General features: G+C 72.1%; 23 protein-coding genes. 10 read left to right on the top strand and 13 right to left on the bottom strand.

The features are described from left to right. Window positions 1-3 precede the first annotated feature (3 nt). A complete protein-coding gene (locus tag ACUKCB_RS03690; protein ID WP_473039033.1) occupies window positions 4-888 on the top strand; it encodes a sulfotransferase family protein in 885 nt (294 codons plus the stop codon). A gap of 20 nt (window positions 889-908) precedes the next feature. Here the strand turns inward: ACUKCB_RS03690 and ACUKCB_RS03685 are convergent, their stop codons facing one another. After that, a complete protein-coding gene (locus tag ACUKCB_RS03685) occupies window positions 909-1517 on the bottom strand; it encodes a TetR/AcrR family transcriptional regulator (RefSeq protein WP_473039032.1) in 609 nt (202 codons plus the stop codon). 77 nt (window positions 1518-1594) lie between these two features. Here ACUKCB_RS03685 and ACUKCB_RS03680 point away from each other — a divergent pair, with 77 nt between their 5' ends. Next, window positions 1595-2545, top strand: a complete 951-nt coding sequence (locus ACUKCB_RS03680) for a DMT family transporter (protein WP_473039031.1) — start codon at window positions 1595-1597, stop codon at window positions 2543-2545. Between the two features lie 4 nt (window positions 2546-2549). Here the strand turns inward: ACUKCB_RS03680 and ACUKCB_RS03675 are convergent, their stop codons facing one another. After that, the gene (locus ACUKCB_RS03675; protein WP_473039030.1) at window positions 2550-3086 is read right to left on the bottom strand and encodes a RidA family protein; all 537 of its coding nucleotides are present in this window, start codon (window positions 3084-3086) and stop codon (window positions 2550-2552) included. A gap of 96 nt (window positions 3087-3182) precedes the next feature. On the opposite strand from ACUKCB_RS03675, the gene ACUKCB_RS03670 reads away from it, so the two are divergent. Then, on the top strand, window positions 3183-3338 hold the full coding sequence (locus ACUKCB_RS03670) for a hypothetical protein (protein ID WP_383879098.1): 156 nt from the start codon (window positions 3183-3185) through the stop codon (window positions 3336-3338). Between the two features lie 89 nt (window positions 3339-3427). On the opposite strand, the gene ACUKCB_RS03665 is transcribed toward ACUKCB_RS03670, so the two are convergent. Continuing rightward, window positions 3428-4252 (bottom strand): aldo/keto reductase, encoded by an 825-nt coding sequence (locus ACUKCB_RS03665; protein ID WP_473040911.1) that lies wholly within the window; start codon window positions 4250-4252, stop codon window positions 3428-3430. Window positions 4253-4548: 296 nt separating this feature from the next. Between ACUKCB_RS03665 and ACUKCB_RS03660 the strand changes: the two genes are divergently transcribed. From ACUKCB_RS03660 to ACUKCB_RS03645, 4 genes are all read left to right on the top strand, one after another. Then, on the top strand, window positions 4549-5739 hold the full coding sequence (locus ACUKCB_RS03660; RefSeq protein ID WP_473039029.1) for a PucR family transcriptional regulator: 1191 nt from the start codon (window positions 4549-4551) through the stop codon (window positions 5737-5739). A gap of 183 nt (window positions 5740-5922) precedes the next feature. After that, entirely contained in the window at window positions 5923-7137 is a 1215-nt protein-coding gene (locus ACUKCB_RS03655; protein ID WP_473039028.1) for a cytochrome P450 family protein, read from the top strand. A 114-nt stretch (window positions 7138-7251) separates the two neighbouring features. Beyond that, window positions 7252-7848 (top strand): Dps family protein, encoded by a 597-nt coding sequence (locus ACUKCB_RS03650; protein WP_452542033.1) that lies wholly within the window; start codon window positions 7252-7254, stop codon window positions 7846-7848. Window positions 7849-8041: 193 nt separating this feature from the next. Then, complete coding sequence (locus ACUKCB_RS03645) at window positions 8042-9202, top strand: iron-containing alcohol dehydrogenase (RefSeq protein ID WP_473039027.1); 1161 nt, start codon at window positions 8042-8044, stop codon at window positions 9200-9202. A gap of 59 nt (window positions 9203-9261) precedes the next feature. On the opposite strand, the gene ACUKCB_RS03640 is transcribed toward ACUKCB_RS03645, so the two are convergent. The 5 genes from ACUKCB_RS03640 to ACUKCB_RS03620 all read right to left on the bottom strand — a co-directional run bounded on the left by ACUKCB_RS03640 (window position 9262) and on the right by ACUKCB_RS03620 (window position 13956). Next, a complete protein-coding gene (locus tag ACUKCB_RS03640; RefSeq protein WP_473039026.1) occupies window positions 9262-10137 on the bottom strand; it encodes an ABC transporter permease in 876 nt (291 codons plus the stop codon). After that, entirely contained in the window at window positions 10130-10900 is a 771-nt protein-coding gene (locus ACUKCB_RS03635; protein WP_473039025.1) for an ABC transporter ATP-binding protein, read from the bottom strand. Before ACUKCB_RS03635 ends, ACUKCB_RS03640 begins: the two co-directional genes overlap by 8 nt. 7 nt (window positions 10901-10907) lie before the next feature. After that, the gene (locus tag ACUKCB_RS03630; protein ID WP_473039024.1) at window positions 10908-11954 is read right to left on the bottom strand and encodes an ABC transporter substrate-binding protein; all 1047 of its coding nucleotides are present in this window, start codon (window positions 11952-11954) and stop codon (window positions 10908-10910) included. Window positions 11955-12469: 515 nt separating this feature from the next. After that, window positions 12470-13330 (bottom strand): MetQ/NlpA family ABC transporter substrate-binding protein, encoded by an 861-nt coding sequence (locus tag ACUKCB_RS03625; protein ID WP_473039023.1) that lies wholly within the window; start codon window positions 13328-13330, stop codon window positions 12470-12472. Between the two features lie 212 nt (window positions 13331-13542). Then, window positions 13543-13956 carry a hypothetical protein gene (locus ACUKCB_RS03620; protein ID WP_473039022.1) on the bottom strand — a complete coding sequence of 138 codons (414 nt, stop codon included), beginning with the start codon at window positions 13954-13956 and terminating at the stop codon, window positions 13543-13545. 169 nt (window positions 13957-14125) lie between these two features. Between ACUKCB_RS03620 and xylB the strand changes: the two genes are divergently transcribed. Then, window positions 14126-15517 (top strand): xylulokinase, encoded by a 1392-nt coding sequence (gene xylB, locus ACUKCB_RS03615; protein ID WP_473039021.1) that lies wholly within the window; start codon window positions 14126-14128, stop codon window positions 15515-15517. Window positions 15518-15559: 42 nt separating this feature from the next. Here the strand turns inward: xylB and ACUKCB_RS03610 are convergent, their stop codons facing one another. Next, the gene (locus ACUKCB_RS03610; RefSeq protein ID WP_473039020.1) at window positions 15560-15958 is read right to left on the bottom strand and encodes a DnaJ family domain-containing protein; all 399 of its coding nucleotides are present in this window, start codon (window positions 15956-15958) and stop codon (window positions 15560-15562) included. A 170-nt stretch (window positions 15959-16128) separates the two neighbouring features. Between ACUKCB_RS03610 and ACUKCB_RS03605 the strand changes: the two genes are divergently transcribed. Both ACUKCB_RS03605 and ACUKCB_RS03600 read left to right on the top strand, forming a co-directional pair. Further along, window positions 16129-17076, top strand: coding sequence for an aldo/keto reductase (locus ACUKCB_RS03605; RefSeq protein WP_473039019.1), 948 nt, complete (start codon window positions 16129-16131; stop codon window positions 17074-17076). Between the two features lie 228 nt (window positions 17077-17304). Beyond that, window positions 17305-19803, top strand: coding sequence for an ATP-dependent Clp protease ATP-binding subunit (locus tag ACUKCB_RS03600; RefSeq protein ID WP_473039018.1), 2499 nt, complete (start codon window positions 17305-17307; stop codon window positions 19801-19803). Window positions 19804-19903: 100 nt separating this feature from the next. On the opposite strand, the gene ACUKCB_RS03595 is transcribed toward ACUKCB_RS03600, so the two are convergent. The 4 genes from ACUKCB_RS03595 to ACUKCB_RS03580 all read right to left on the bottom strand — a co-directional run bounded on the left by ACUKCB_RS03595 (window position 19904) and on the right by ACUKCB_RS03580 (window position 23501). After that, window positions 19904-20989 carry a glycoside hydrolase family 5 protein gene (locus ACUKCB_RS03595; RefSeq protein WP_473039017.1) on the bottom strand — a complete coding sequence of 362 codons (1086 nt, stop codon included), beginning with the start codon at window positions 20987-20989 and terminating at the stop codon, window positions 19904-19906. 213 nt (window positions 20990-21202) lie between these two features. Continuing rightward, window positions 21203-21391 (bottom strand): hypothetical protein, encoded by a 189-nt coding sequence (locus tag ACUKCB_RS03590; RefSeq protein WP_473039016.1) that lies wholly within the window; start codon window positions 21389-21391, stop codon window positions 21203-21205. 213 nt (window positions 21392-21604) lie between these two features. Then, complete coding sequence (locus ACUKCB_RS03585; RefSeq protein WP_473039015.1) at window positions 21605-22753, bottom strand: SDR family NAD(P)-dependent oxidoreductase; 1149 nt, start codon at window positions 22751-22753, stop codon at window positions 21605-21607. Between the two features lie 286 nt (window positions 22754-23039). Next, window positions 23040-23501: a PPOX class F420-dependent oxidoreductase gene (locus tag ACUKCB_RS03580; protein ID WP_473039014.1), complete on the bottom strand. Its 462-nt coding sequence runs from the start codon at window positions 23499-23501 to the stop codon at window positions 23040-23042. Window position 23502 lies beyond the last annotated feature (1 nt).

Genomic DNA, 23502 nt, shown 5'->3' with positions numbered 1-23502 from the left:
ATCATGAAGCAGCCGTCCTACATCCTCGTGGTCAACGGGACCAAGGTCCAGCGCCCCGTCTTCGTCCTGGGCGCTCCCCATTCCGGGGTTCCGGTGATCGCCCGCGCCCTGTCCCGCGCCCCCGGTTTCCACCTGGGCGCGGGCTCGTCCGGGGTGCTCAACGCCGTCTACGCCGTGGCCCGTCGCCCCTCCCTGGCGTTGGAGAAGGTCTCGGGGACCGCGAGTCTGCTGCGCGAGGCCTACGCCGAGGCCTGGCAGCTCACCCCCCTGACCTGTCCCAGATGCCCGGGCCCCGGCGCCCGTGTCCCCGCCAACACCGCCGCCGAGCCGTGCGAGCACAGCGCCGAGGCGCGCCGCTACGGTGACGCCAGCGCCGACCTCCTCTACTCCGCGAGCGCCCTGCACGCGGCCTTCCCCGACGCTCTCTTCGTCCAGATCATCCGGGACGGCCGTGACGTGGTCGCGGACATGATGGAGGACGAACGGTCGCTGGCCTGGCTCAAACCCAGCTTCATGAAGCTGGAGCACGAGTTCCCCAACCACTTCTTCGGGCTGGAGGAGGAGTCGGACCTGACCGACTTCACCGACGGCTCCACCGCGACCAAGTGCGCCATGCGCTGGCGGGGAGCGGTGCGCATGTCCGCGCGGCTGCGCCGGGAGATCGGTCCGGAGCAACTGCTGACCCTGCGCTACGAGGACGTGCACGGCGGGGAGGTCGAGACCGCCGAACGGCTCCTGGAGTTCACCGGGGCCCGGGTCTCGGCCAGCGCGCTGCTGACGGAGCGCTCGTGGGGTGTGGGCTCGTGGCGGGAGCGGTTGGACCGCGGGGACCACGGTGACGTGCACGGGGTGGCCCGCAACGAACTCTCCCGCCTGGGCTACCTGTAGGGGCCGCGGGCCCGCCCCTGCTACACCCCCTCGGGGACTCCGTGCGCGGTGAGCAGGGTGTCCGCGGCGGTGCGCGCGGTACGCGCGGCGTCGGTCACGCCGGTGACGTTGCGGGCCACCACGGCGCCCTCGTGCAGCATGGTGAGGGCGTCGGCCAGTGTTTCCGGATCGGCGGCCCCCGCCTCCCGGGCGAGCGCGGTGTACAGGCCGCGCAGCCACCTCTTCTGTTCCTCGGCCACGGCGCGGCCGGGGTGCTCGGGGTCGGAGAGTTCGGCGTAGGCGTTGACCATGGCGCAGCCGCGCGGGTTCTCGGCGCCCATCCAGGCGTCCAGGGCCTCGAAGGTCGCGCCGATCCGGGCCCGCGGCGCGGTCTCCGGAGCCAGGCGGGCGTCGAGGAAGTTCCGCCAGCGGGCGTCGCGGGCCCGTAGGTAGGCGACGACCAGTTGCTGTTTGGAGCCGAACCGGTCGTAGATGGTCTTCTTGGTCACCCCGGCCCGTTCGGCGACCAGCTCCATGCCCACGGTGTTGATGCCCCGGGTGTAGAAGAGATCGGTGGCCACGTCCAGGACGCGGCGGGCGGCGGGGGTGAGCGGCCGTTCGGCGGTGATGCCGCGCGGGGCGATACCCATGGTGTGCTCCTACGGTTCTCGGTCGCGGTCTCCGACTACATTGTGAGTATACCGACCGGTGTGTTTACCTCATGCCCATGGACATCTCCACGCGTTCCCTTCCCGCCCGTTCCCGCCCCCGGACCCGCCGCGGGGACCGGCCCCTGGTTCCGTTCCTGCTGGCGGCCGGCCTGGTGGTGATGTGGAGTTCCGGTTTCGTCGGGGCCGAGCTGGGCGCCCGGCACGCGCCGGCGACCACCCTGCTGGCCTGGCGGTTCCTGGTGGTGGGCGGGCTGCTGGTGGCCTGGCTCCTGTTCCGGGGGCCGCGGATGCGCGCCCGCGAGCTGGCCCTGCACGCGGTGCTCGGGGCCCTGGCCCAGGCCGGGTACCTGTACGGGGTCTTCGCCGCCGCCGAGGCGGGGGTGGCCGCGGGGACGAGCGCGCTGGTGGCCGCGCTCCAGCCGATGGTGGCCGCCGCGGTCGCCGTGCCCCTGCTGGGGGAACGGGTCCGGGGCCGCCAGATCCTCGGGCTGGCCGTCGGCTTGGCGGGTGTGGGACTGGTGGTCGGCTCGGACCTGCTCCGGCCGGGGGCCGCCCCCTGGTGGGCGTACGCACTTCCGTTCGGCGCGATGCTCTCGCTGGTGGCCGCCACCCTGGTGGAGCGGCGGACCCGCCCCGGCGGAGACCTGCTGGAGGCCCTCGCCGTCCAGTGCGGGGTGAGCGCGGTCCTGTTCACCGGGCTGGCCGCCGCGACCGGGACGCTGGCCCCGCCCGCCGACCCCGGGTTCTGGGGCGCCGTGGCGTGGGTGGTCGTCCTGTCCACCCTGGGCGGTTACGGGCTGTACTGGGCCAACCTGGCCCGCACCAGCGTGGCGCGGGTGTCGGCGCTGCTCTACCTGACCCCGCCGACCACCCTGGTGTGGACCTGGCTGATGTTCGGCGACCCGGTGGGGCCGGGGGCCCTGGCCGGGACGGGGGTGTGCGTGGCGGCCGTGTGGCTGGTCCGCGGCCGGGAGCACTCCGGAAGCCGGGAGGCGACGCGGCGGTGACGGTTCAGTCGCGTGCCCTCTCCGGTCCCTCGGCGGGGCCGCCGAAGCCGCGCGGACGGTCGGTGAAGGCTTCGTCGACCTCCTCCACCAGCTCCCTGGGCGCCCCCTCCTCGAGTTCCCCGTGCCGGTGCGCTTCGGGGACCACCGCCGTGCACTCCAGTTCGACCAGGGCGCCGGCCTCCAGCAGTTCGGTGACGCCCACGACCGACATCGGCGGGTAGTAGCGGCCCATGTGGCGCCGGTACACCGAACCCAGGGCCTTGAGGTTGACCCGGTAGACGCCGACGGAGGTGGTGTGGATCCGCATGTTCACCACGTGCGCGGGTTCGGCGCCCGCCGCTCGCAGTGCCTCCACCATGTTGGCGAGGGCCTGGTCGAACTGCTGCACCACCGAGTCCCCGGTCAGCGCGCCGTCGGGACGCCGGGCGGCCTGCCCGCCCACGTACACGGTGCGGCCCGGGGTGACCACGAGGGCGTGCGAGTAGCCCACCGGATCGGCCAGGGTGAGCGGGTTGACGATCTCGTGCGGTGTCCGGTCCATCGACGGCCCCTCCGTGTCACTCGGCGCCCCGCCGCCCCTCCCGGAGTGGCGGATCCCCTGGAAGCGCCTTTCCGGGCATGCGGCTACGATGAGCGCATGATCTCTTTTGTGCTGTCCGCCCTGGCCCTGACCGTCGTGGTCGGGCTCATCCTCGCGATCTTCGTCGCCGGCGGCGTCTACGCCAACCGTGTACGCAACAACGGCATCGACGCCGTTCTCGCGGGTGCCCGCAAGCACCGCGAACTGCGCTGATCCCGACCACCGGCGGACCGGACCGCTGAGGGTTCGGCCCGCTGACGGCCATTCGTCCGCCGGTCCCGGGGACCGCCCGACGGTCCGGCTCAGCCGTCGAAGCCGTCCGGGTCGGGTCCGAACCGGCGGTTCTCGTTGAGCGCGCTGATCCGGGCGACGTCCTCGTCGGGGAGCTCGAAGTCGAAGACCTCGAAGTTGGAGCGGATGCGCTCGGGTGTCACCGACTTGGGGATGACCACGTTGCCCAGTTGGACGTGCCAGCGCAGCAGGATCTGCGCGGGGGTGCGTCCGTGCGCCTGGGCCAGCTCCGTGATCAGCGGGTGGTCGAGGAACTCGCCCCGGCCCAGGGGGCTCCACGCTTCGGTGGCGATGTTGTGTTCGGCGTCGAAGGCACGCAGCTCCTCCTGGGTGAGGAGCGGGTGCAGTTCGATCTGGTTGACCATGGGGGCGATCCCGCCCTCCTCCATGACCCGCTCCAGGTGCGAGGGCTGGAAGTTGGACACGCCGATGGCGCGCACCCGGCCCTCCGCGTAGAGGCGTTCCATCGCCTTCCAGGTGGGCACGTAGAGGTCGCGCTGGGGCAGCGGCCAGTGGATGAGGTACAGGTCCAGCACGTCCAGGCCGAGGCGTTCCAGGCTGGCGTCGAAGGCGCGCAGGGTGGAGTCGTAGCCCTGGTCGGGGTTGGCGAGCTTGGTGGTGACGAACACCTCCTCCCGCTGCAGCTCCGAACGGCGCAGCGCCTCCCCCACGCCCTTCTCGTTGCCGTAGGCGGCAGCGGTGTCGATGCTGCGGTAACCCGCCGTCAGGGCGTGTGAGACCGCCTCGACCACGGCGTCGTCGGGCACCTGCCACACACCGAAGCCCAACTGCGGGATCCGCACGCCGTTGTTCAGTGTGATGCCGGGAACCGTCATCGTTCTCATCCCCTGTCTCCCCCGTCAGGCCCTTCGTTCCCGGTCGGCCGAGACGGCCGCCGCGACCGGAGCCGACCACCGCGACCGGCCCGCCGTCGCTGTCGTCTCCGTGTTCGGTTCCTACTGATTACCGGGCCACTGTGCGCATACTGCCATGTCAGAGGGGGGCTAGTCCCTATGCTGCGCCGCAGTTGCGCGCGCTTTTACCCGGATGGCCGGTCCCGGCCGGCGATGCGGCTGCGCGCTAGGCTGCCCACCCCAGGGCGAAGCATGCCAGATCTGGACAGAGGGAACGAATGGGACAGGAAGAGCGCGTTCGGGTCAGCGCCGAGTTGCGGCGGGACCGGACGGGTCTGGTGGACCGGATCGTCGCCGAGGTCTACGCGGAGGTTCCCGCCTACCGTGCGCTGCACGGTTCCCAGCTGGAGGAGGTCCGGGCGATCACCGGGTGGCTGGTCACCCGGTCCCTGGAACTGTGGGCGCGCGACGCCGCCCGACTGCCCGCCGAGGACGTGGAGCGGCTCCGCGGGATCGGGCGGGCACGGGCTGCCGACGGGCGTTCGATCGGCGCCGTGGTGCGTGCGCACCGGGTCGGTTCGGCGGCAGCGGTACGGATTCTGCGCGAGCAGGCGGGCGAACGACTCGACTCCCGGGACGTGTTCGCTCTGAGCGAACTCTGGTTGGCCTCCATCGACCAGATCTCCGAGAGCCTGACGAGGGGCCACGCCGAGGCCGCCGAACAACTGGACGCGGACCGCGAACGCGCCCGGCGCGCCCTGCTCGACGACCTGCTCATCGGCCGCCAGGCCTCCCGGGGCGCGATCCGGGACCGGGCGCGGACCCTGGGCATCGCCCCGCCCGACCCAGCGGCGCTGGTGGTCGCCGAACCGGGTCGGGAGTCCGCCGGACGGGAACGGCCCCCGTCGGAGAACGTCACCGTGTCGGCGGGGCTGGAGCTGTTGGCCGCGGCCGCTCCCTCCGGGACCGACCCGCTGGTGACCACCCGCTCGGGCCGGGTGGTGGTGCTGGGCTCGGCCGAGAACGCCGAGGAGGTCACCGGAGAGCTGGTCAGGCGGGGATGGCGCGGGTGCGTCCTGGAACCGCGCGGACTGACCGACATGTCCGCCGCCTACCGGCTGGCCGACGGGGCCCTGGAGACCGCGCCCGCGCACGCCTTCGGGGCGGACGGTCTGCTGCGGGACCCCGACGCCTGTGTACTCGCTCTGCTCAACGGGGGCACGATCGCCCCGGTGACGGTGCGCAGGGCGGTGCTGGGGCCCTTGCTGGCACCCGACAACCGGCACCTGTTGGAGACGCTGTGCGCCTACTTCCGGGAGGGAGCGGCGACCACGGCCGCGGAGGTACTGCACGTGCACGCCCAGACCCTGCGTTACCGGCTGCGGCGGGTGCGGGAGCTGACCGGCCAGGACCCGCACCGCCCCTGGCACCGGTTCGTCCTGGAGACGGCGTGCGCCATCGCGGCCTAGCAGCTGCGCCGCCGCGGCCCGGAAGGCGGTTCGGCGGCGCCGCAGTCGACTCCCGGGGACGACCGCGGCGCCCGGAACCGGGCCGGCCGCATCCGGCCAGGGGCCGGACGCCGCTCGCAGGGGGCCGACGGGCTGTGCGGGTAGGAACGACGCGGACCCAGCCACACGGAGAGAAGGCCGACGATGACCACCGAGCCCCCCGCCCTGCACGGACCCGAGTTCGAGTCCGACCCCCACCCCGCCTACCGGTGGCTGCGTGAGAACGACCCGGTGCACCGGGTGGACCTGCCCGGTGGAGCGTGGGCGTGGGTGGTGACCCGACACGAGGACGCGCTGCGGGTGCTCACCGACCCGAACATGCTCAAGGACCCCGCACGGGGCCACGAGACCTGGTACAGGGCCGGGCTGGGCCTGCCGTACGACCACCGCCCCAGCCTGGTACGGAGCATGGTGAACGCGGACGGCCCCGACCACGTCCGGCTGCGGAGGGTGGTGAGCGGCGCCTTCAGCCCCAGACGGGTCCGGACGCTCCGGGAGCGCGCGGAAGGGATCACCGACGAACTCCTGACCGCGATCGAGGCCTCCGAGGAACCCGACCTGGTGCGCGACCTCGCCTACCCGCTGCCCATCACGGTCATCTGCGAGATCCTCGGGGTGCCCGAGGTGGACCGGCCGGAGTTCCGGCGGCAGGCATCGGTGATCGACTCCGCCTCCTACGACGAGGTCCAGGCGATCGCCGGGGCCACGGACTGGTTCGACTCCTACCTGGGCGACCTGGTGGACACCCGGCTGGCGCAGCCCTCGGACGACCTGTTGGGCGACCTGGTGGAGTCCCACCGTGCGGGGGAGCTGTCCCGGGACGAGGTGACCTCCACGGCGTTCCTGCTGTTGGTGGCGGGGCAGGAGACCACGCTGGCGCTGATCGGCAACATGCTGCTGACGCTGCTGCGCAACCCCGGGGCCATGCGTCGGATCAGGGACGACCGCTCCCTCCTGGACCCCGCGATCGAGGAGTCCCTGCGGTTGGAGAGCCCCCTGCAGAACGCGACCTGGCGGTTCCCCGCGGAGCCGACCACCGTGGGCGGGACACGCCTGGAGGCGGGTGAGCCGGTACTGGTGTCGCTGCTGGCCGCGGGACGCGACCCCGAGCGGTACGAGGACCCGGACGGGTTCGACCCCGGCCGCGGCGCCGCGCACCTGTCCTTCGGCCAGGGGGCGCACTTCTGTGTGGGCGCCCAACTCGCCCGAATGGAGGCCCGAGTGGCGGTCGGCGCGGTACTGGACCGGTTGCCGGGGCTGCGCCTGGCGGTGGAGGAGACCGGGCTGCGGTGGTGGCCGAGCATGATCATGCACGGGCTGTTCGCGCTGCCGGTCGACTTCGACCGGCGAAAGGAATAAAGCCTTGCCCGGACATGGCGTGCGTTTTCTCTTCCGACAACGGTCGGTGACCAAGACTGGCTGACGGAGCCTGACGGCTCCGCGCGACACACCGAACCGGAGGGGGAACCAACCGTGACGACCGCTGACCAGCGTTCGAGCCAGACACCCAGGCCCCGGAGCAGCCAGCCGTGGCTCCACCAGAGGGGTGAGGAGGTCCAGCAGTTCGGGACGGTCCGCCAACTCCCCGTGGGCCTGTCCTACGACGCCCGGATGTACTCGTGCCAGCGGCTCAACCAGGTGCTGTGCGACCTGCGGATCCTGCACGACATGTACAAGAAGCACCACTGGCTGATGCGCGGGCAGACCTTCTACCAGCTGCACCTGCTGATGGACAAGCACGCCGAGGAGCAGACCTCGCTCATCGACACCGTCGCGGAGCGGGTCCAGACCCTGGGCGGTGTGGCGGTCGGCGACCCGAGGCACGTCGCGGAGATCACCAACATCCCGCGCCCGCCGAACGGCGTCGAGGAGGTCCCCGCGATGCTCTCCCGCCTGTTGGAGGCGCACGAGACCGTCCTGGAGGAGGCCCACGACGCGGCCGCCCGCGTACAGGAGATGGGTGACGACGGCACCAACGACGTACTGGTCTCGGACGTGATCCGCACCAACGAACTCCAGGCCTGGTTCGTGGCCGAACACCTGGTGGACACCCCGTTGGTGCACACCTGACCGAACGCACGCCGCGGGGGCCGGGCCGGATGCCCGGCCCCCGCGGTGCGCGCGGCGCCCCGGTCCGACAAACAAGGGCCCACGGGGGGAGTCGAATCACAGACACGGGTAGGTACCCGGGCGTTGAGCCGTGCCCCCCGGTTTCCCGGGGCAGGCCCCGACACCCGTACTCCCGACCCCCGGAGGTACCGACGTGACCGCTTCCATCGCCCTGCCCCGCATCCTGCGTGTGGGCGCGGGAGCCTCGGCCGAACTGGCCGGGGTCCTGGACTCCCTCAAACTGTCCCGCCCGTTGCTGGTGAGCGACCCGTTCGTCGTCGAGCGCCCCTTCTTCCAGGCGCTCATGGCCGACCTGAAGGAGGCTGGCCTCTCCCCCGGAGTGTTCGCCGAGACCGTGCCCGACCCCACCACCACGGTGGTGGAGGAAGGGGTCCGGGCCCTCCGGGAGGGCGGCTTCGACTCCGTGCTCGGGGTGGGCGGCGGCAGCCCCATCGACACGGCCAAGGCCGTCGCCCTGCTGAGCACGCACGGCGGGAGGATGCGGGACTACCGGACACCGGTGGTCACCGACGCGCTCGCCCTGCCGGTGGTGGCGGTGCCGACCACCGCGGGCAGCGGGTCGGAGTGCACCCGCTACAGCGTCGTCACCGACGCGGAGACCGGTGAGAGGATGCTCTGCGCCGGACTGGCCATGCTGCCCCGGGCCGCGCTGGTGGACTTCGAACTCACCCTGGACGTGCCGCCGCGGTTGACGGCCGACACGGGGTTGGATGCCCTGACCCGCGCGATCGAGGCGTACGTGAGCGCGCGGGCCAACCCGGTCTCCGACGGTCTGGCCCGGGAGGCGATGCGCACGGTCTTCACCCACCTGCGGGCCGCGTACGCCGAACCGGGCGATCGGGCGGCCCGCGAGGCCCTCATGGTGGGCGCCACCCAGGCCGGGATGGCGTTCTCCAACTCCGGCGCCGCCCTGGTGCACGGGATGAGCCGCCCGGTCGGCACGCACTTCGGGGTGGCGCACGGGCTGTCCAACGCCATGCTCCTGCCGACGCTCACGGAGTTCTCCGTGCCCTCGGCCCCCGGCCGCTACGCCGAATGCGCCCGCGCGATGGGCCTGGCCGGTCCGAACAGCACCGACGGGGAGGCCACCGGCGCGCTGGTGTGGGAGCTGCGGCTGCTCAGCCAGGACCTGGAGGTGCCGACCCCGCGCGGCTACGGGATCAGCGCCGAGCGCTGGTGGGGGCTGGCCCCGCTGATGGCGGAGCAGGCCCTGACCTCCGAGGAGGCCGCAGACGGCCCGCGGATGCCCACCGCGGAGGAGGCCGTGGAGCTCTACCACGCCGTGTACGGCTGAGCCCCGCCCCGCCCGCGCCCGGGGTGCTCCCCCGCCCGGTCCTGACCGCAGAACCCCGGTCAGGACGGGGCGATCCCCCACCGGCGGCGCAGGGAGCGGTCCGCCCAGTTGAAGAACACGTCGATCATGATGCCGATGACCAGCACGATGATGATGTAGCTGAGCAGCCGGTCGGCGTCGTTGAGCTGGCGGGCCTGGCTCAACGCCCACCCGATCGAGTTCTCCTGATTGATGATGACCAGCAGCTCCCCGGCCATCAGGGAACGCCAGGCGAAGGCCCAGCCCTGTTTGAGCCCGGTCACGAACATCGGCAGCGCCGCCGGGACGATCAGCAGCGAGTACCGCTGGACTCCGCGCAGGCCCATGACCTGGCCCGCCCGCAGCAGTGACGGCGACACGTAGTCGATGCCCGAGGTCAGGCCGCCCGCGATGGAGGGCGCGGCGCCCAGGATGATCACGAACATGATCGCCGACTCGCTGATGCCGTACAGCAGCATCGCGAACGGGAACCACACGATCGACGGCATGGTCTGGAGCCCGGTGACCAACGATCCGATCGCGGATCTCAGCGGCCTGAACTGCGACACCGCGAGGCCGACCACCACACCCACGGCCAGGGCCAGGGCGAAGCCGACGAAGGCCCGGCGCATGGTGACCTGGACCGCAGACCAGAACGCGGGGTCGGTGACCTCGTTCAGCAGGGCGGGCAGCACCCGGTCCGGCCCCGGGAAGACGTACTCCGTGCGCCATCCGGACCACACAACCGCCTGCCAGGCGGCCAGGACGATGACCACGGCGACCGCCTTGGGCCAGGTCGCGGCCCAGATCCTGCCGGCGACCCCGGCTGCGCCGCGGTCGCCGGCACTCTTCCCGGGCTGGAGCTCAAGCGCGTCGAGCCCTTGGACCTGGCGGTTTCGGGCGTCGGTCTCAGGCATGACGCGAGACCTCCTCACGCAGTCGGTCGGTGATGGCGGCGGCCTGCCCGGCGATCAGCGCGGAGTCGATCCGGCGAGGGCGCTCTCCCTCCACCGGGAACTCCTTGATGACCCGTCCCGGACGGCTGGACAACAGGACGACCCGGTCGCCCAGGCGCACCGCCTCCCGCACGTTGTGGGTGACGAAGAGGATGGTCAGCGACCTCTCCCGCCAGATCCGCTCCAGTTCGTCGTGCAGGATGTCGCGGGTCATGGCGTCCAGGGCACCGAAGGGCTCGTCCATGAGCAGGACGTCGGCGTCCTGGGCCAGGGCGCGGGCCAGGGCCACGCGCTGGCGCATGCCGCCGGAGAGCTCGTGCGGGCGCTTGCGCTCGAAACCGGACAGTCGGACCAGGTCCAGGAGTTCGATCACGCGTTTCCTGCGCTCGGCCTTGGGGACCCTGTTGACCTTCATGGGGATCTCGATGTTGGCGCCCACGGTCAGCCACGGGAAGAGCGCGGCCTCCTGGAACATCATGGCCACGCGGTGGCCGCCGACGTCCACGGCCCCGGTGGTGGGCTCCTCCAGACCGGCGACGAGGGAGAGCAGGGTGCTCTTGCCGCAGCCGGAGGCGCCGACGATGGCCAGGAACTCGCCGGTACCGACGGTGACGGTCATGCCGTCGATCGCGGTCACGGCGCTCCCGCCGTGACCGAAGACCTTGGAGATGTCGTCGATCTCCAGGGCGTTCGTACCGGTACGGGTCTCGGTAATGGTGGTCATGGGGCCCTTACCCTTCCAACTCGGCGACCAGCTCGTGCCCGGCCTCGGCCAGGGCATCGTTGAGCGGGTCGAGGGCGTAGATTCCGTTGAGGTCGACGGGGTCCAGCAGACCGACGGCCTCGGCTTGTCCGGCCTGGGCGAGCAGCGAGGGTGCCGCGGGGTCGACGGTGAACGTGACGTTGTCGAAGGCGGCGGCGGTGAGCTCGGGATCGAGTTCGCCGCCGGTGAGGTCCTCCAGGTGGGTGCGGGACACTTCTGCGGCCTCGTCGGGGTTGGCACCGATCCAGTCGACGGTCTCGATGTGGCCGCGCAGCAGGTCGTCGACGACCTCCGGGTGGTGTTCCAGGAAGTCGGCGTTGACGATGAGGAGCGTGGTGACGTACTGGCCGTCGGTCCGCGCCCACAGGTCCGGCTCGTCGACGAGCAGGCGGGCGTCGTCCTCGGCCAGGACGCGGCTCAGGTGGGGCTCGGGGAGCCACGCGCCGTCGATCTCGCCGGCCGCGAAGGCGTTGACGGTGTCGGGGTTGTCCTGGGGGAGGATCGAGAGGTCCCCTCCCCCGGCCGTGTCGACCTCCCAGCCCTGTTCCCGGGCGAACCAGCGCAGCGCCACGTCCTGGGTGCCGCCCAGCATCGGGGTGGCGAGGGTGGTGCCGGGCAGTTCGTCGACGGTCTCGATGTGGTCCCGGACCACGAGCCCGGTCCCCTGGGTGGCGGCTCCGGCGATGATGTGCAGGGCCTGGCCCTCCGACTGCGTCCAGCCGTTGACGGCGGGGTTGGGACCGACGAAGGCCGCGTCGATCTCACCGGAGAACAGGGCGTTGATGGTGTCCGGGCCCGCGTTGAACGTCTGGGTGGCCAGCTCCACGCCGCCCAGGGCCCCGTCGAGGATCCCGTTCTCCACGCCGACCAGGGCGGGCGCGTGGGTGATGTTCGGGGAGTACCCGAGGGTGAGGACGGAGCCGGCGGTCTCCCCCTCGCCCGCGCACCCGGCTGCGGCCAGACCCAGGGCCAGGGCAGCCGCGGCGGCTCTCAGCGGGAGCGGGCGAACACGCATCTCGGGGGTCCTTTTCGGGGTGTCGACGGAGGTACGGGAGAAACTCTACTTAATAAGTAGGTTTTGTGGAAGCACCACCCCGGTGATTCCGACCGCGATGACCTGCCCGAACTCGTGCCCGTCACCCGCGGTGAGTCCCAGCCGGCGGGAAGTCGCAGCTCAGGAGGTCACCGCCCGGAACAGCCGCGAGGGCGTGCCGTCACCCTGCGCAGCGCCCGGCGCCCGCTCCCGCACCGGGACGGCCCACCGGGTGCGACGGAGATCACAGCCTGCGGGGCCGGGCCCCGCCCCCGGGACTCGCAACCCCGGGGCGCGCGGCCCCGGACGGCATCGGGACGGGCGCGACCGGCGGACACCGGCAGCGGGCGCAGGGGCGACGGACGCACCGACAGCGGCCGCAGGGGGGACAGGCGCACGGGCGGTGGGCGAACACGCGAAAAGGGCGGTGGAGCCGGAGGAGGCTCCACCGCCCTCGGCGGGGGGTGGGAGGGCGCCGGGTCAGGCGCCGCGGGAGGCTACTCCGTGATGACGCCCTCGGCGTCGACCGCCAGGACCACACCGCGCCAGGTCTCCTGGACGTACTCCAGGACCCGCTCGTCGTGGAGCAGCTCGGCCAGCAGCTGGACGCGCTCGTCGTCGGCGTTCTCGTCCAGGGCGACCAGGCCGTTGGCGTAGTTCTGGACGTAGTCCTCGCCCTCGGGCTCCCAGGCCAGGACGTTGGACTCCTCGGGCAGGTCGGCCTCGATGGCGTAGTTGCCGTTGACGACCGCCGCGTCGACGTCGGCGATCGAACGCGGGAGCTGGGCCGCTTCCAGCGGGGTGACCACCAGGTCGTTCGGGTTGTCGGTGATGTCGTTCTCGGTGGCGTTCTCGCCCGCCTCGGGGTCGACGGTGATCAGCCCCTCGGCCTCCAGGATGGACAGCGCCCGGTTGAGGTTGGCGGGGTCGTTCGGCACCGCGATCTCGGCCCCGTCGGGCAGGTCGTCGGTGCTCTCGACGCTCTCGGAGTACAGCCCCAGCCGCTCGATGTGGACGTCGGTGACGTAGGTTAGTTCGGCGTCGGGGCCGTTCTCCAACCACTCGTTCATGAACGCACGGTGCTGGAAGTAGTTGGCGTCCAGCTCCCCCTCGACCAGCGCCGCGTTGGGCGTGTTGTAGTCGGAGATCTCCTCGATCTCCAGCTCCAGGCCGGCCTCCTCGGCGAGGTTCTCGTCGATGAAGGCGAGGATGTCGCCGTGCGGCACCGGGCTGACCCCGACCCGGAGCACGTCTCCCCCGTCCGCGGCGGATTCGGAGGCCTGCTCACTGGGGGCACCGCAGGCGGCGAGGCCCAGGGTGAGGGCGGCCGCGCCGATGACGGTCGAGGTCGTGCGCATGGTGCACTCCTTCGTGATCGTGGGATGGAGGATCGCGGGGGGAGGCCTGCGCCGGAGGAAGATCCGACACGGGAGCTCGGGCGCCCTAGTGGGACGCGGGCGAGCTGACCAGAGACTACTCCACCTTCTTGGTAGGAAATGTCCCTTTTGCGGACGTGTCATACGTGGCTTTTGCCACAACACCGGACCCCGCCGACCGTTCCGGCGACCACTCAACCCGCGGGAGCGACCAGACTCCGGAGCCGATCGGCGAAACGGGCGAGTGCGGCGCGCAGGCGGCCCGCCCAGGAGGTGCGGCGCAGGCCGGGACGGACCGCCACCGGGGCCGGGTCCACAAGCGGCGCCACGACGGTGAGGCCGTTCGGGGTGCGGTGCAGGGAGGGGTGTCCGACAGGAACCTCCAGGGGCACCCGGCACAGAACCGAGCGATCCGCACTCCGCACGAACACGAGGGCCCCCGCCTCCCTGACGACCAGGACCTCGCGGGGATCGACCACGGGCCCGAGTTCGACGCCGACCACCAGGTCGCCGCCCCGACGGCCGCTGTCGATCCGCACCACGGGCTCGGCGGCGAGCTGTGCCCACAGGGCCTCCTCGGCCCGGTCGAAGACGTCCGTCACGCGCATCGAAGCACTCCCATCGACTTGAGTTGTCTGGACTCAAGTTTATTGATGCGCCAATGCGGGGGCAAGGGCAGCCCACTGCAGCACCCGGCACAGTGACGGGGGTCACGAGAATGCGAGAATGAGCGGCGCCGCCCCCACGGCTTCGGACCCTCACCCACACGGAGCGAACATGGCATTGGTTGCCGGAATCGACAGTTCGACCCAGTCCTGCAAGATCGTGGTCTGTGACAGCACCACCGGGAAGGTGCTGCGCGAAGGCCGCGCCCCGCACCCCGACGGCACCGAAACCGACCCCGCCCACTGGTGGTCGGCGCTGACCACCGCCTCCTCCGGCCTGCTCGACGACGTCTCCGCCGTCTCCGTCGCGGGGCAACAGCACGGCATGGTCGTGGTCGACGAGGACGGCGAGGTCGTCCGGCCGGCCCTGCTGTGGAACGACTCCCGCTCCGCCGGGGCCGCACACGACCTCGTCACCGAACTGGGCGGCCCCAAGGCGTGGGCGGACGCCGTCGGCAACGTGCCCGTGGCCAGCTTCACCGTCAGCAAACTCCGCTGGTTCGCCGAGCACGAGCCCGAGCTCGCCGCCCGCGCGCGCGGCGTCATGCTGCCCCACGACTGGCTCACCTGGCGGCTCAACGGCTCCCGCAGCGCACCCACCACCGACCGGGGCGACGCCTCCGGAACCGGCTACTGGTCGCCCGCCGACAACGCCTACCGCCCCGACCTGCTCGTCCGTGCCTTCGGCCGCGAGCTCGACGTGCCGCGCGTGGCCACACCGGCCGAGGTCGTGGGCCACACCTCCGAGGGCGCGGTGATCGCCCCCGGCACCGGGGACAACATGGGTGCGGCGCTCGGCCTGGGCCTGCGCCCCGGGGACGTCGTCGTCTCCCTCGGCACCAGCGGCACCGTGTTCGCGGCGCACGGCCGGGCCGTACACGACCCCAGCGGGGCGGTGTGCGGATTCGCCGACGCCACCGGCGGCCACCTGCCCCTGGTGTGCACACTCAACGCCGCCCGGGTACTCGGATCCGCCGCAGCGATGCTCGGCACGGACCTGGCCGGGCTCGACCACCTCGCCCTGGGAGCGCGCCCAGGAGCGGAGGGCGTCGTCCTGCTGCCCTACCTCGACGGGGAACGCACCCCCGAACTCCCCGACGCCGCCGGCTCACTGCACGGGCTGCGCCGGGACAACATGGTCCCCGCCAACATCGCCCGCGCCGCCGTGGAGGGCATGCTGTGCGGTCTGGCCGACGGCCTGTCCGCGCTCGCCGACCAGGGCGTACCGACCGAACGCGTACTGCTGGTGGGCGGAGGCGCCCGCTCCGCCGCCGTGCGCGCCATCGCCCCCCTGGTCCTGGCCGCGCCCGTGGTCGTCCCTCCCGCCGCCGAATACGTGGCCCTGGGCGCCGCCCGCCAGGCGGCCTGGACCCTCGCCGGAACCACGGAGCCGCCCACCTGGACCCTGGGCGCACCCGAGGAGGAGTCCGCCCACACCCCCGAGGTCGGCGCGCGGGTCCGGGAACGCTACGCCGATTACCGCCGCACCACACACGGCGTCTGACCCGGGCCCGGCGCTGCCGGCCGGGCCCCGCGAGGGCCCGGGTCAGCTGCCGCCCCGCCACTTGCGCTCGACGAACTCGTCGACGTCGTAGGGCATGAGGTTGAGCGGCGGACCGGGGACGGAACTCGCGTTCATCTCGCGGATCTTCTTGTTCAGGCCTTCCAGAAGATCACGCACCCGCTTCTCCGTCCCGGCCGTGCGGGCCTGCTCCAGGGTGACCTCGGCCTCCCGGCGCAGACGCAGGGTGGGCGGCAGCAGGGAGACGTTCTCGCTCCGGAGCTTCCTCTTGATCCACCAGTTCTCGTCGTAGGGCTTGTCGATGTCGGGGATCGGTTTGCCCGCACCGGGGAGGTCGTCGAAATCACCCCGTTCCCGGGCGCGCCGTACCTGGGCGTCGACCCACGACTCGAACTCCATGCCCGCAGGTTTGCGTTCCGTCATCGAACCGCCTCCTCGAGGTTGCGTCACCGGACGTCCGCGGAAGCGGGTCAGGGCCCCGTCACCATGATGCAGCGTCCGCCCCGAAAACGTTCGTGACCCCCGGGCCCGATTCCTCTAGCTTGGGAGCCGAATCAACGGCTCCCCCATCGGGAACACACGGAACGGTGAGCATGAACGACACCCACCTGCGCCGACTCGGCGGATCCGACCTGCGGGTATCCCCGTTGAACCTGGGCGGCAACGTTTTCGGGTGGACCGCGGACGAGGCCACCTCCTTCGCGGTCCTGGACGCCTACCGGGACAGCGGCGGCAACTTCGTCGACACCGCGGACGCGTACTCGGCCTGGGCACCGGGGCACACCGGCGGCGAGTCCGAGCGGGTCATCGGCGCCTGGCTCGCCGCGCGCGGGCACGACGACATGGTGATCGCCACGAAGGTCAGCCAGCACCCGGACTTCCCGGGCCTGTCCGCCGGCAACATCAAGGCCGCCAACGAGGCCTCGCTCGGACGGCTCGGAGTGGAGGCCATCGACCTGTACTACGCCCACTTCGACGACCCCGACACCCCGCTGGCCGAGAGCGCCGAGGCCTTCTCCGCCCTGGTCGACCAGGGCAGGGTCCGGTACGTGGGCCTGTCCAACCACAGCCCGGACCGTATCCGCGAGTGGCTGGCGCTGTGCGACGAGAACGGCTGGCACCGCCCCGTGTGCGTGCAGCCGCAGTACAACCTGGTCGAGCGCGGCATCGAGCGGGACCTGGTGCCACTGGCCCTGGCGGAGGACCTGGCGCTGCTGCCCTACTTCGGGCTGGCCCGGGGCTTCCTCACCGGCAAGTACCGGCCGGGTCGCGCCGAGGACGAGAGCCCCCGCGCCGCCAAGGCCCGCGCCTACCTGGACGACCCGCGCGGCGAGCGGGTGCTGGCCGCGCTGGACGCGATCGCGGCCGAGCGCTCCGCGGAGCTGTCCACGGTCGCGCTGGCCTGGCTGGTGGAGCGCCCCGGCGTGGCCTCGGTGCTCTCCAGCGCCCGGAACCTGGACCAGTTGCGGGGGCTGCTGGCCTTGAACGACCTCCGGCTGACGGCCGAGGAGACCGCCCGTCTGGACGAGGCCTCCGCCTGACCGGGCCCGCCGGCGGTGCCCCGGCCGGATGCTCCCGGAGCGGGGCCCGTGCGGAGCGCCGTGCGTGTGTGAGGGGGCGGCCGGGGAGGAAGGCCGAAGAGGGGGAGCGGGTCCTCCCGCACCCGAGGTCGTTACCGACCGACATACCGGAATCAACGTAGGGTAATTGAACAACTACTCCAGCCTGTCATCGCACCGGCTTGTCAACACCACGGGGGACGACACGACATGAGCACCGACTTTCCCGACGGCCCGGGCGGCGACCCCGGTTCCTTCGACGAGTTCCTGGCACGGTTCCTCGGCGGGTCCCGTGGGCCCGTCCGCCGCGTCGACCTGTCCAAGCTGATGAGCCCCGAGGCGCGACAGGTCGCCGACGCCGCCGTCCGGCGCACCCTGGAGGCCGGAGGGACCGACGTCGACTCGGTCCACCTGCTGTGGTCGCTGCTGCGCTACCCGCCCGTCCGCGAACTCCTGGGACGCACCGACGCCGACCTCACGCCGTTGGAGAACGTCGTCGACCAGGCCGTCGCCCAGACCCCGCGCTCGGTGCGCGGCGGTTCGGCCCGGCTCACCCCCGCGGCCAAGCGCGCCTTCCTCGACGCCCTCCAGATCGCCCGCGCCACCGGCAGCACCAGCATCACGCCCGAGCACCTGATGTTCGCGCTGGCGGTCAACACCGACGCCCCGGTCGGCCAGCTCCTGCGCGACACCGGCATCACCCCGAAGGCACTGCAGAAGTCGGCCGGTCCGGCGCCCGCCGGGGAGCAGCCCGAGGCGGAACCGTCCAGCACCCCGCAGCTGGACGAGTTCGGCACCGACATGACCGCGCTGGCCGCCGAGGGGCGGCTGGACCCGGTGGTCGGCCGGGAGGCCGAGGTCGAGCAGTGCATCGAGGTGCTGGCCCGGCGGCGCAAGAACAACCCGGTCCTCATCGGCGACCCGGGCGTGGGCAAGACCGCGATCGTGGAAGGCATCGCCCAGCGCATCTTCGACGACGACGTCCCCCAGACCCTGCGCGGACGGCGCCTCGTCCAGCTGGACCTGTCGGGCATCGTCGCGGGCACCCGGTACCGGGGTGACTTCGAGGAGCGGCTCAACGCGATCGTGGACGAGATCCGCGCCCAGTCGGACCGGCTGCTCATCTTCATCGACGAGGTCCACACCCTGGTCGGCGCGGGTGCCGCCGAGGGGTCGACCAGCGCCGGGAACATGCTCAAACCCGCGCTGGCCCGCGGGGAACTGCACATCATCGGCGCCACGACCGTCGACGAGTACCGCAAGAACATCGAGAAGGACGCCGCGCTGGAGCGCCGGTTCCAGCCCATCCAGGTGCCCGAGCCCTCGGTGGAGGACACCGTCGAGATCCTGCGCGGGCTGCGGGACCGCTACGAGGCCCACCACCAGGTGCGGTTCGGCGACGACAGCCTGGTCGCGGCGGCCGAGCTGTCCGACCGCTACATCACCGACAGGTTCCTGCCGGACAAGGCCATCGACCTCGTCGACCAGGCCGGGGCGCGGGTCCGTCTGCGGCTCAGCAGCTCCAGCTCCACGCTGCGGGAACTGGAGAAGAAGCTCAAGGAACTGGAGGAGCAGAAGGAGCGGGCCGTCCAGGAGGAGGACTACGAGAAGGCCTCCCGGCTGCGCGACGAGATCAACACGGCCAAGGGCAGCATGCACCAGGCGCGCGGCACCGGTTCGTCCGTGCCCGAGGTGGGTCCGGACGACATCGCCGAGGTGGTCTCCCGCAGCACCGGGATCCCGGTGACCCAGCTGACCCAGGAGGAACGGGACCGGCTGGTGAACCTGGAGGAGGTGCTGCACGACCGGGTGATCGGCCAGGAGGAGGCGGTCACCGCCGTCTCCGAGGCGATCCGTCGCAACCGGGCCGGTCTGGGCGACCCCGACCGGCCGGTGGGGAGCTTCCTGTTCCTGGGGCCGACCGGCGTCGGCAAGACCGAACTCGCGCGGGCACTCGCGGAGGCGCTGTTCGGTTCCGAGGAGGCCATGGTCCGGATCGACATGAGCGAGTTCCAGGAACGGCACACCACGAGTCGGCTGACCGGGGCGCCCCCCGGTTTCGTGGGTTACGAGGAGGCCGGTCAGCTCACCGAGGCGGTGCGGCGGCACCCGTACTCGGTACTGCTGCTCGACGAGGTCGAGAAGGCCCACCCGGACGTGTTCAACCTGCTGCTGCAGCTGTTGGACGACGGTCGGCTCACCGACGGCCAGGGCCGGACCGTGGACTTCCGGAACACGGTGGTGATCATGACGAGCAACCTGGGGTCGGAGGTCATCACCGGCGGCGCCCCGATGGGTTTCAGCGCCGACGGCCAGATGGACCCCGACACCGAGCGCCGCGTCATGCGCCGCCTGAAGGAGGAGTTCCGGCCGGAGTTCATCAACCGCATCGACGAGGTCATCGTCTTCCAGCAGTTGGGGGAGCAGGAGCTCGCGCAGATCACCCGTCTCATGCTGGAGCGGACCGAGGAGAGGCTGAAGGCCCAGGACATCCAGGTCCGTTTCACCGACGAGGCGGTCGGGTGGCTGTCCCAGCGCGGCTACCAGCCCGAGTTCGGCGCCCGTCCCCTCGCCCGGACCATCCAGCGCAACGTGGGCAACCGGATGTCGAGGATGGTGCTGGACAAGCAGGTGGTCCCCGGCGACCACGTGGTGGTGGACGTGGACGGGGACGACCAGCTCACCATCGCCACCGTGCCGTCCTTCTGACCCTCCCGGGGCGGGCGGCCCCTCCTGGCGGAGGGGTCGCCCGCGGGCGCGGCCCCGGGACCGGCGCCGAGGTGCCGGTCCCGGGTCCGTCGTACCGGGGTCAGGCTCCGGTGCCGCTGGTGCGGATCCGGTCGCGGATCCACTCCCCCGCGGGTTTGAGCGCGCCGGTTCCGGCGAAGGGCCCGCCGGCGTGGCAGGTTCCGGGTTCGAAGGCGGCGCCGGAGCGGAAGTCGTCCGAGAAGTTCCAGTTGACCCAGCTGATCTGCTCCTCGGCCATGAAGTCGAGATAGGCCTGCGCGGAGGCGAAGTCGTCGGGACCGTCGCCGGTGTACTCCTGGGTGCCGAACTCGGTCACGAACAGCGGCAGTTCCCGGGCGGCTTGCCGGAAGACGTCGAAGTGCACCCCGTCGTGTGAGGCGGCGTAGAAGTGGTAGACGTACATGATGTTGTCGGCGGCCACCGGGTCGGCGGCGATCTCGGTGTGGTCAGAGCCCTCCGAGACGCCCAGCGACGACCACGCCCGCGTGCCGACCAGGACGACCGCTTCGGGGTCCCGGGCACGGATCACCGGGATGACCTCCTCGGCGTAGCCCTTGATCGCGCCCCAGGAGACCCCGTTCGGCTCGTTGGCGATCTCGTACAGGACGTTGTCCTTGTCGGCGTGGACCGAGGCGATCTCCGCGAAGAAGTCCAGCGCGAGGCCGGTGTTGTGGTTGGGGTCGCCGGGCGTCAGCATGTGCCAGTCCACGATCACGTAGAGGCCACGTTCGGTGGCCTCCCCGATGAGCTCGTGCACCCGGTCGGTGAAGCCCCGCGGGTCGGTTTCGTAACCGCCCTCCTGGACGTACGTGGACACCCGTAGGACGTCGGCGTCCCAGTCGTGGGCGAGGGCGTCGAGTGAGGCGTCGGTGAGGCAGTGGTCGAACCACTGGAGCCCGTGCGAGCTCATCCCGGTGAGCTGGACCGGTCGGCCGTTCTCGTCGCAGAGCTTGAGCCCGCACACCTGGAGCCGGCCGTGTGCCCCGGCGGGGCCCTGGGAGGCGCCGTCGGCGACGGGGGCGGCGCCGGCCCGGTCGGCCGGGCCCTGGGCGAGCAGGGACGCCCCGAGTAGGAGCGCTCCCACAGCGGCGGGGCCGAGGGTGCGGAAGGGGTTTCTTCGGACGGGGGTGGTGCGGTGACGCGCCAAGGGTGCCTCCGGCGGGGTGCGGACCGGCCGTGCGGCGGGGGTCTGGGAGTTCGCACGGCCCGGATCCGGAAGGGTTGTTTACCGACGAAGCTAAGTTCCCGTCGCCCAGACGTCAAGGTTGGATACCCAGAGTCACCACACCGGCCCGGCCGGGCCACGGGGCACACCGGCGGGGTGCGCCCCGGGACGAGCCCTGCCTCCGTCAGGCGGGCCTCAGGCGGGCTCCGGTTCGGGTTCGGGGCCCGGCGGGTCGGGGATCGGGCCGGGCGGCCCGGGTTCCGGGTCCGGTTCGGGACCCGGGTCCGGGGGTACCGGCCCGGGCGGCATCGGCGCGGGCGGGAACGGGTCCGGCGGCATGGGGTCGGGGTGGCGCAGGGTCCGGTCCGTACTTGACGCACTCATGCGGATTTCCTCCTCTCGACGGTGTCGCTTGCCGGTGGGCCCGGGGCCGGTGGCGGGCACCGGGCCCGTTACGGGTCCGACGGTCATCCCGGACACGTCATCCTCGGAGTCCTCTCCGCCCTGGCACCCGGAAGGCGGCCACGGGCTGTGCGGTACTCGGCCGATTCGGTACTGGACCTCCCGGTACGTCGAGGTGCCTGCTCTCCACGTGACCTACCCGGCTCGCTCCTCCCCCGCCCTGGAGCGCTGGTTCATCCGCCGACCCGCCCGTTCGTTGAGGACGGCGGCGGCGCCCACCAGGCGCCCCACCCTGCTCCGGGCCGCCTCCGCTCCGAGGCGTTCCTCCGCCTGGCGGGGTGCGTCGGGCAGCAGCCGGCCGACCAGCCGCATCGCCTCCTGGGTGAGCCCCGGCGCGAGCCCGTGCACGGCCAGGCCGACCCGGGCCGCCGGGGAGATGACGAGGAACCCGCGCCGCCGGGCGGTGGCGCGCACGATGCGGCGGGCGGCGTGTTCGGCGCTCACGCTGAGCAGCGGCAGCCCGGCCAGTAGGGCGAACCACGCGTACTCGCGTTCGGGGTCGCCGGTGAAGACCACGCCGCGGGGCGACCCGGTGCGCATCAGGCCGGGCACCACGGTGGTGACCCGCACCCCGGTCCCCGCCGTCTCGGCGGCCATGCCCTCGGACAGCGCGGCCCAGGCGTGTTTGGCGACGGAGTACGGCAGCAGGTGCGGCACCGACAGGTAGGCGCCGACGGAGGTGATGTTGACGATGCTTCCCCGGTGTTCGCGCAGCCGGTCGACCGCGGCCCGGGAGAGGTGGAAGGGTCCCCAGAACATGACGTCCATGGCCTGGACGAAGTGCTCGTCGGACATGGTCTCCTGGGGGCCGACCCGCATGATCCCGGCGCTGTTGACCACCGCGTCGAGGCGGCCGAAGCGCTCCAGGGCCTCGTCGAGCAGCGACTCGACGCTCTCCGGGTCGGTGACGTCGCAGGCCACGCCATGCGCGTCCACACCCCGACCGGTGAGTTCGGCGACCGCCCTCTCCAGGTCCTGCCGTCCGCGGGCGCAGATCACCACCGAGGCCCCGCAGGATCCGAACTCGCGGGCCAACTGGAGGCCGAGCCCGCGGGAGCCGCCGGTGATCAGGACGACCTTGCCGGACATGAGCCCCGAGCGTCGGTGTTCGGACAGCGCCGAGGCGCCCACACCGAGGACTGCTCCGGCCGCGCCCCAGGCGAGGAGTTCGAGGTTGCGCTTGTAGGCGGGCACGGGTTCGGGGGCCGGCGCGTACCTGTGGCGGACCCGGGTCCAGGCCCAGCGGGCCCCGGCCATCGCCAGGGGTGCCTTCCAGCCGGTCACCGGAGACCCCGTCCCGTGCCGGTGCGGGCTGCGGGCGTGTGGCGGGCCTGCGGCATGTGCTCCCCTGTTCGTCAGTCGTCGGATGTGTTTTCAGGGGGATGTGGGTGCTCCGGTACCCGGCGCGCGGGGACCGAAAACGAGAGCTGGGAAGAGATGGGAAAACCGGGTGTCCGCGTTGGGACGACGGGTTCCGGAGGGGTTTCGCGGACCGGGGCCACCGCCGGGGAGAAGCACCGCGATGCCGTCCGGGCACTCCTCGAAACCCCCGGAGCCGGAACCGGGCCGCTCAGACCCGGTCCGCGGGGAACCCGCCGGTCGCCACCGGCCCCCACCGCTGAGGGCTGACGCGCACCAGGGCCTTGCCCTGGCGGCGCATCGCCTCCCGGTACTCGTCCCAGTCGGGGTGCTCACCGGAGATCACCCGGAAGTACTCCACGAGGGGTTCGACGGCGTCCTCCCCCTCGATCACCTCGGCTTCCCCGTCCACCTGCACCCAGGGGCCGTCGAAGTCGTCCGAGAGGACGACGACGCTCACCCGGGTGTCCCTGCGGGCGTTGCGCGCCTTGGCCCGTTCCGGGTAGGTGGAGACCACGATCCGCCCGGCGGTGTCGACCCCGCACACCACCGGCGAGGCCTGGGGGCCGCCGTCCGCCCTCCGCGTGATCAGCAGGGCCCGGTGCCGGGGCCGTACGAACTCCAGGAGCCCGTCGAGGCCGACCTCGGTGTTGGTGGCGATGTTGGGTGCCATG

This window comes from Nocardiopsis moroccensis, assembly GCF_055763695.1.
This window is presented reverse-complemented; position numbering and strand designations above follow the sequence as displayed.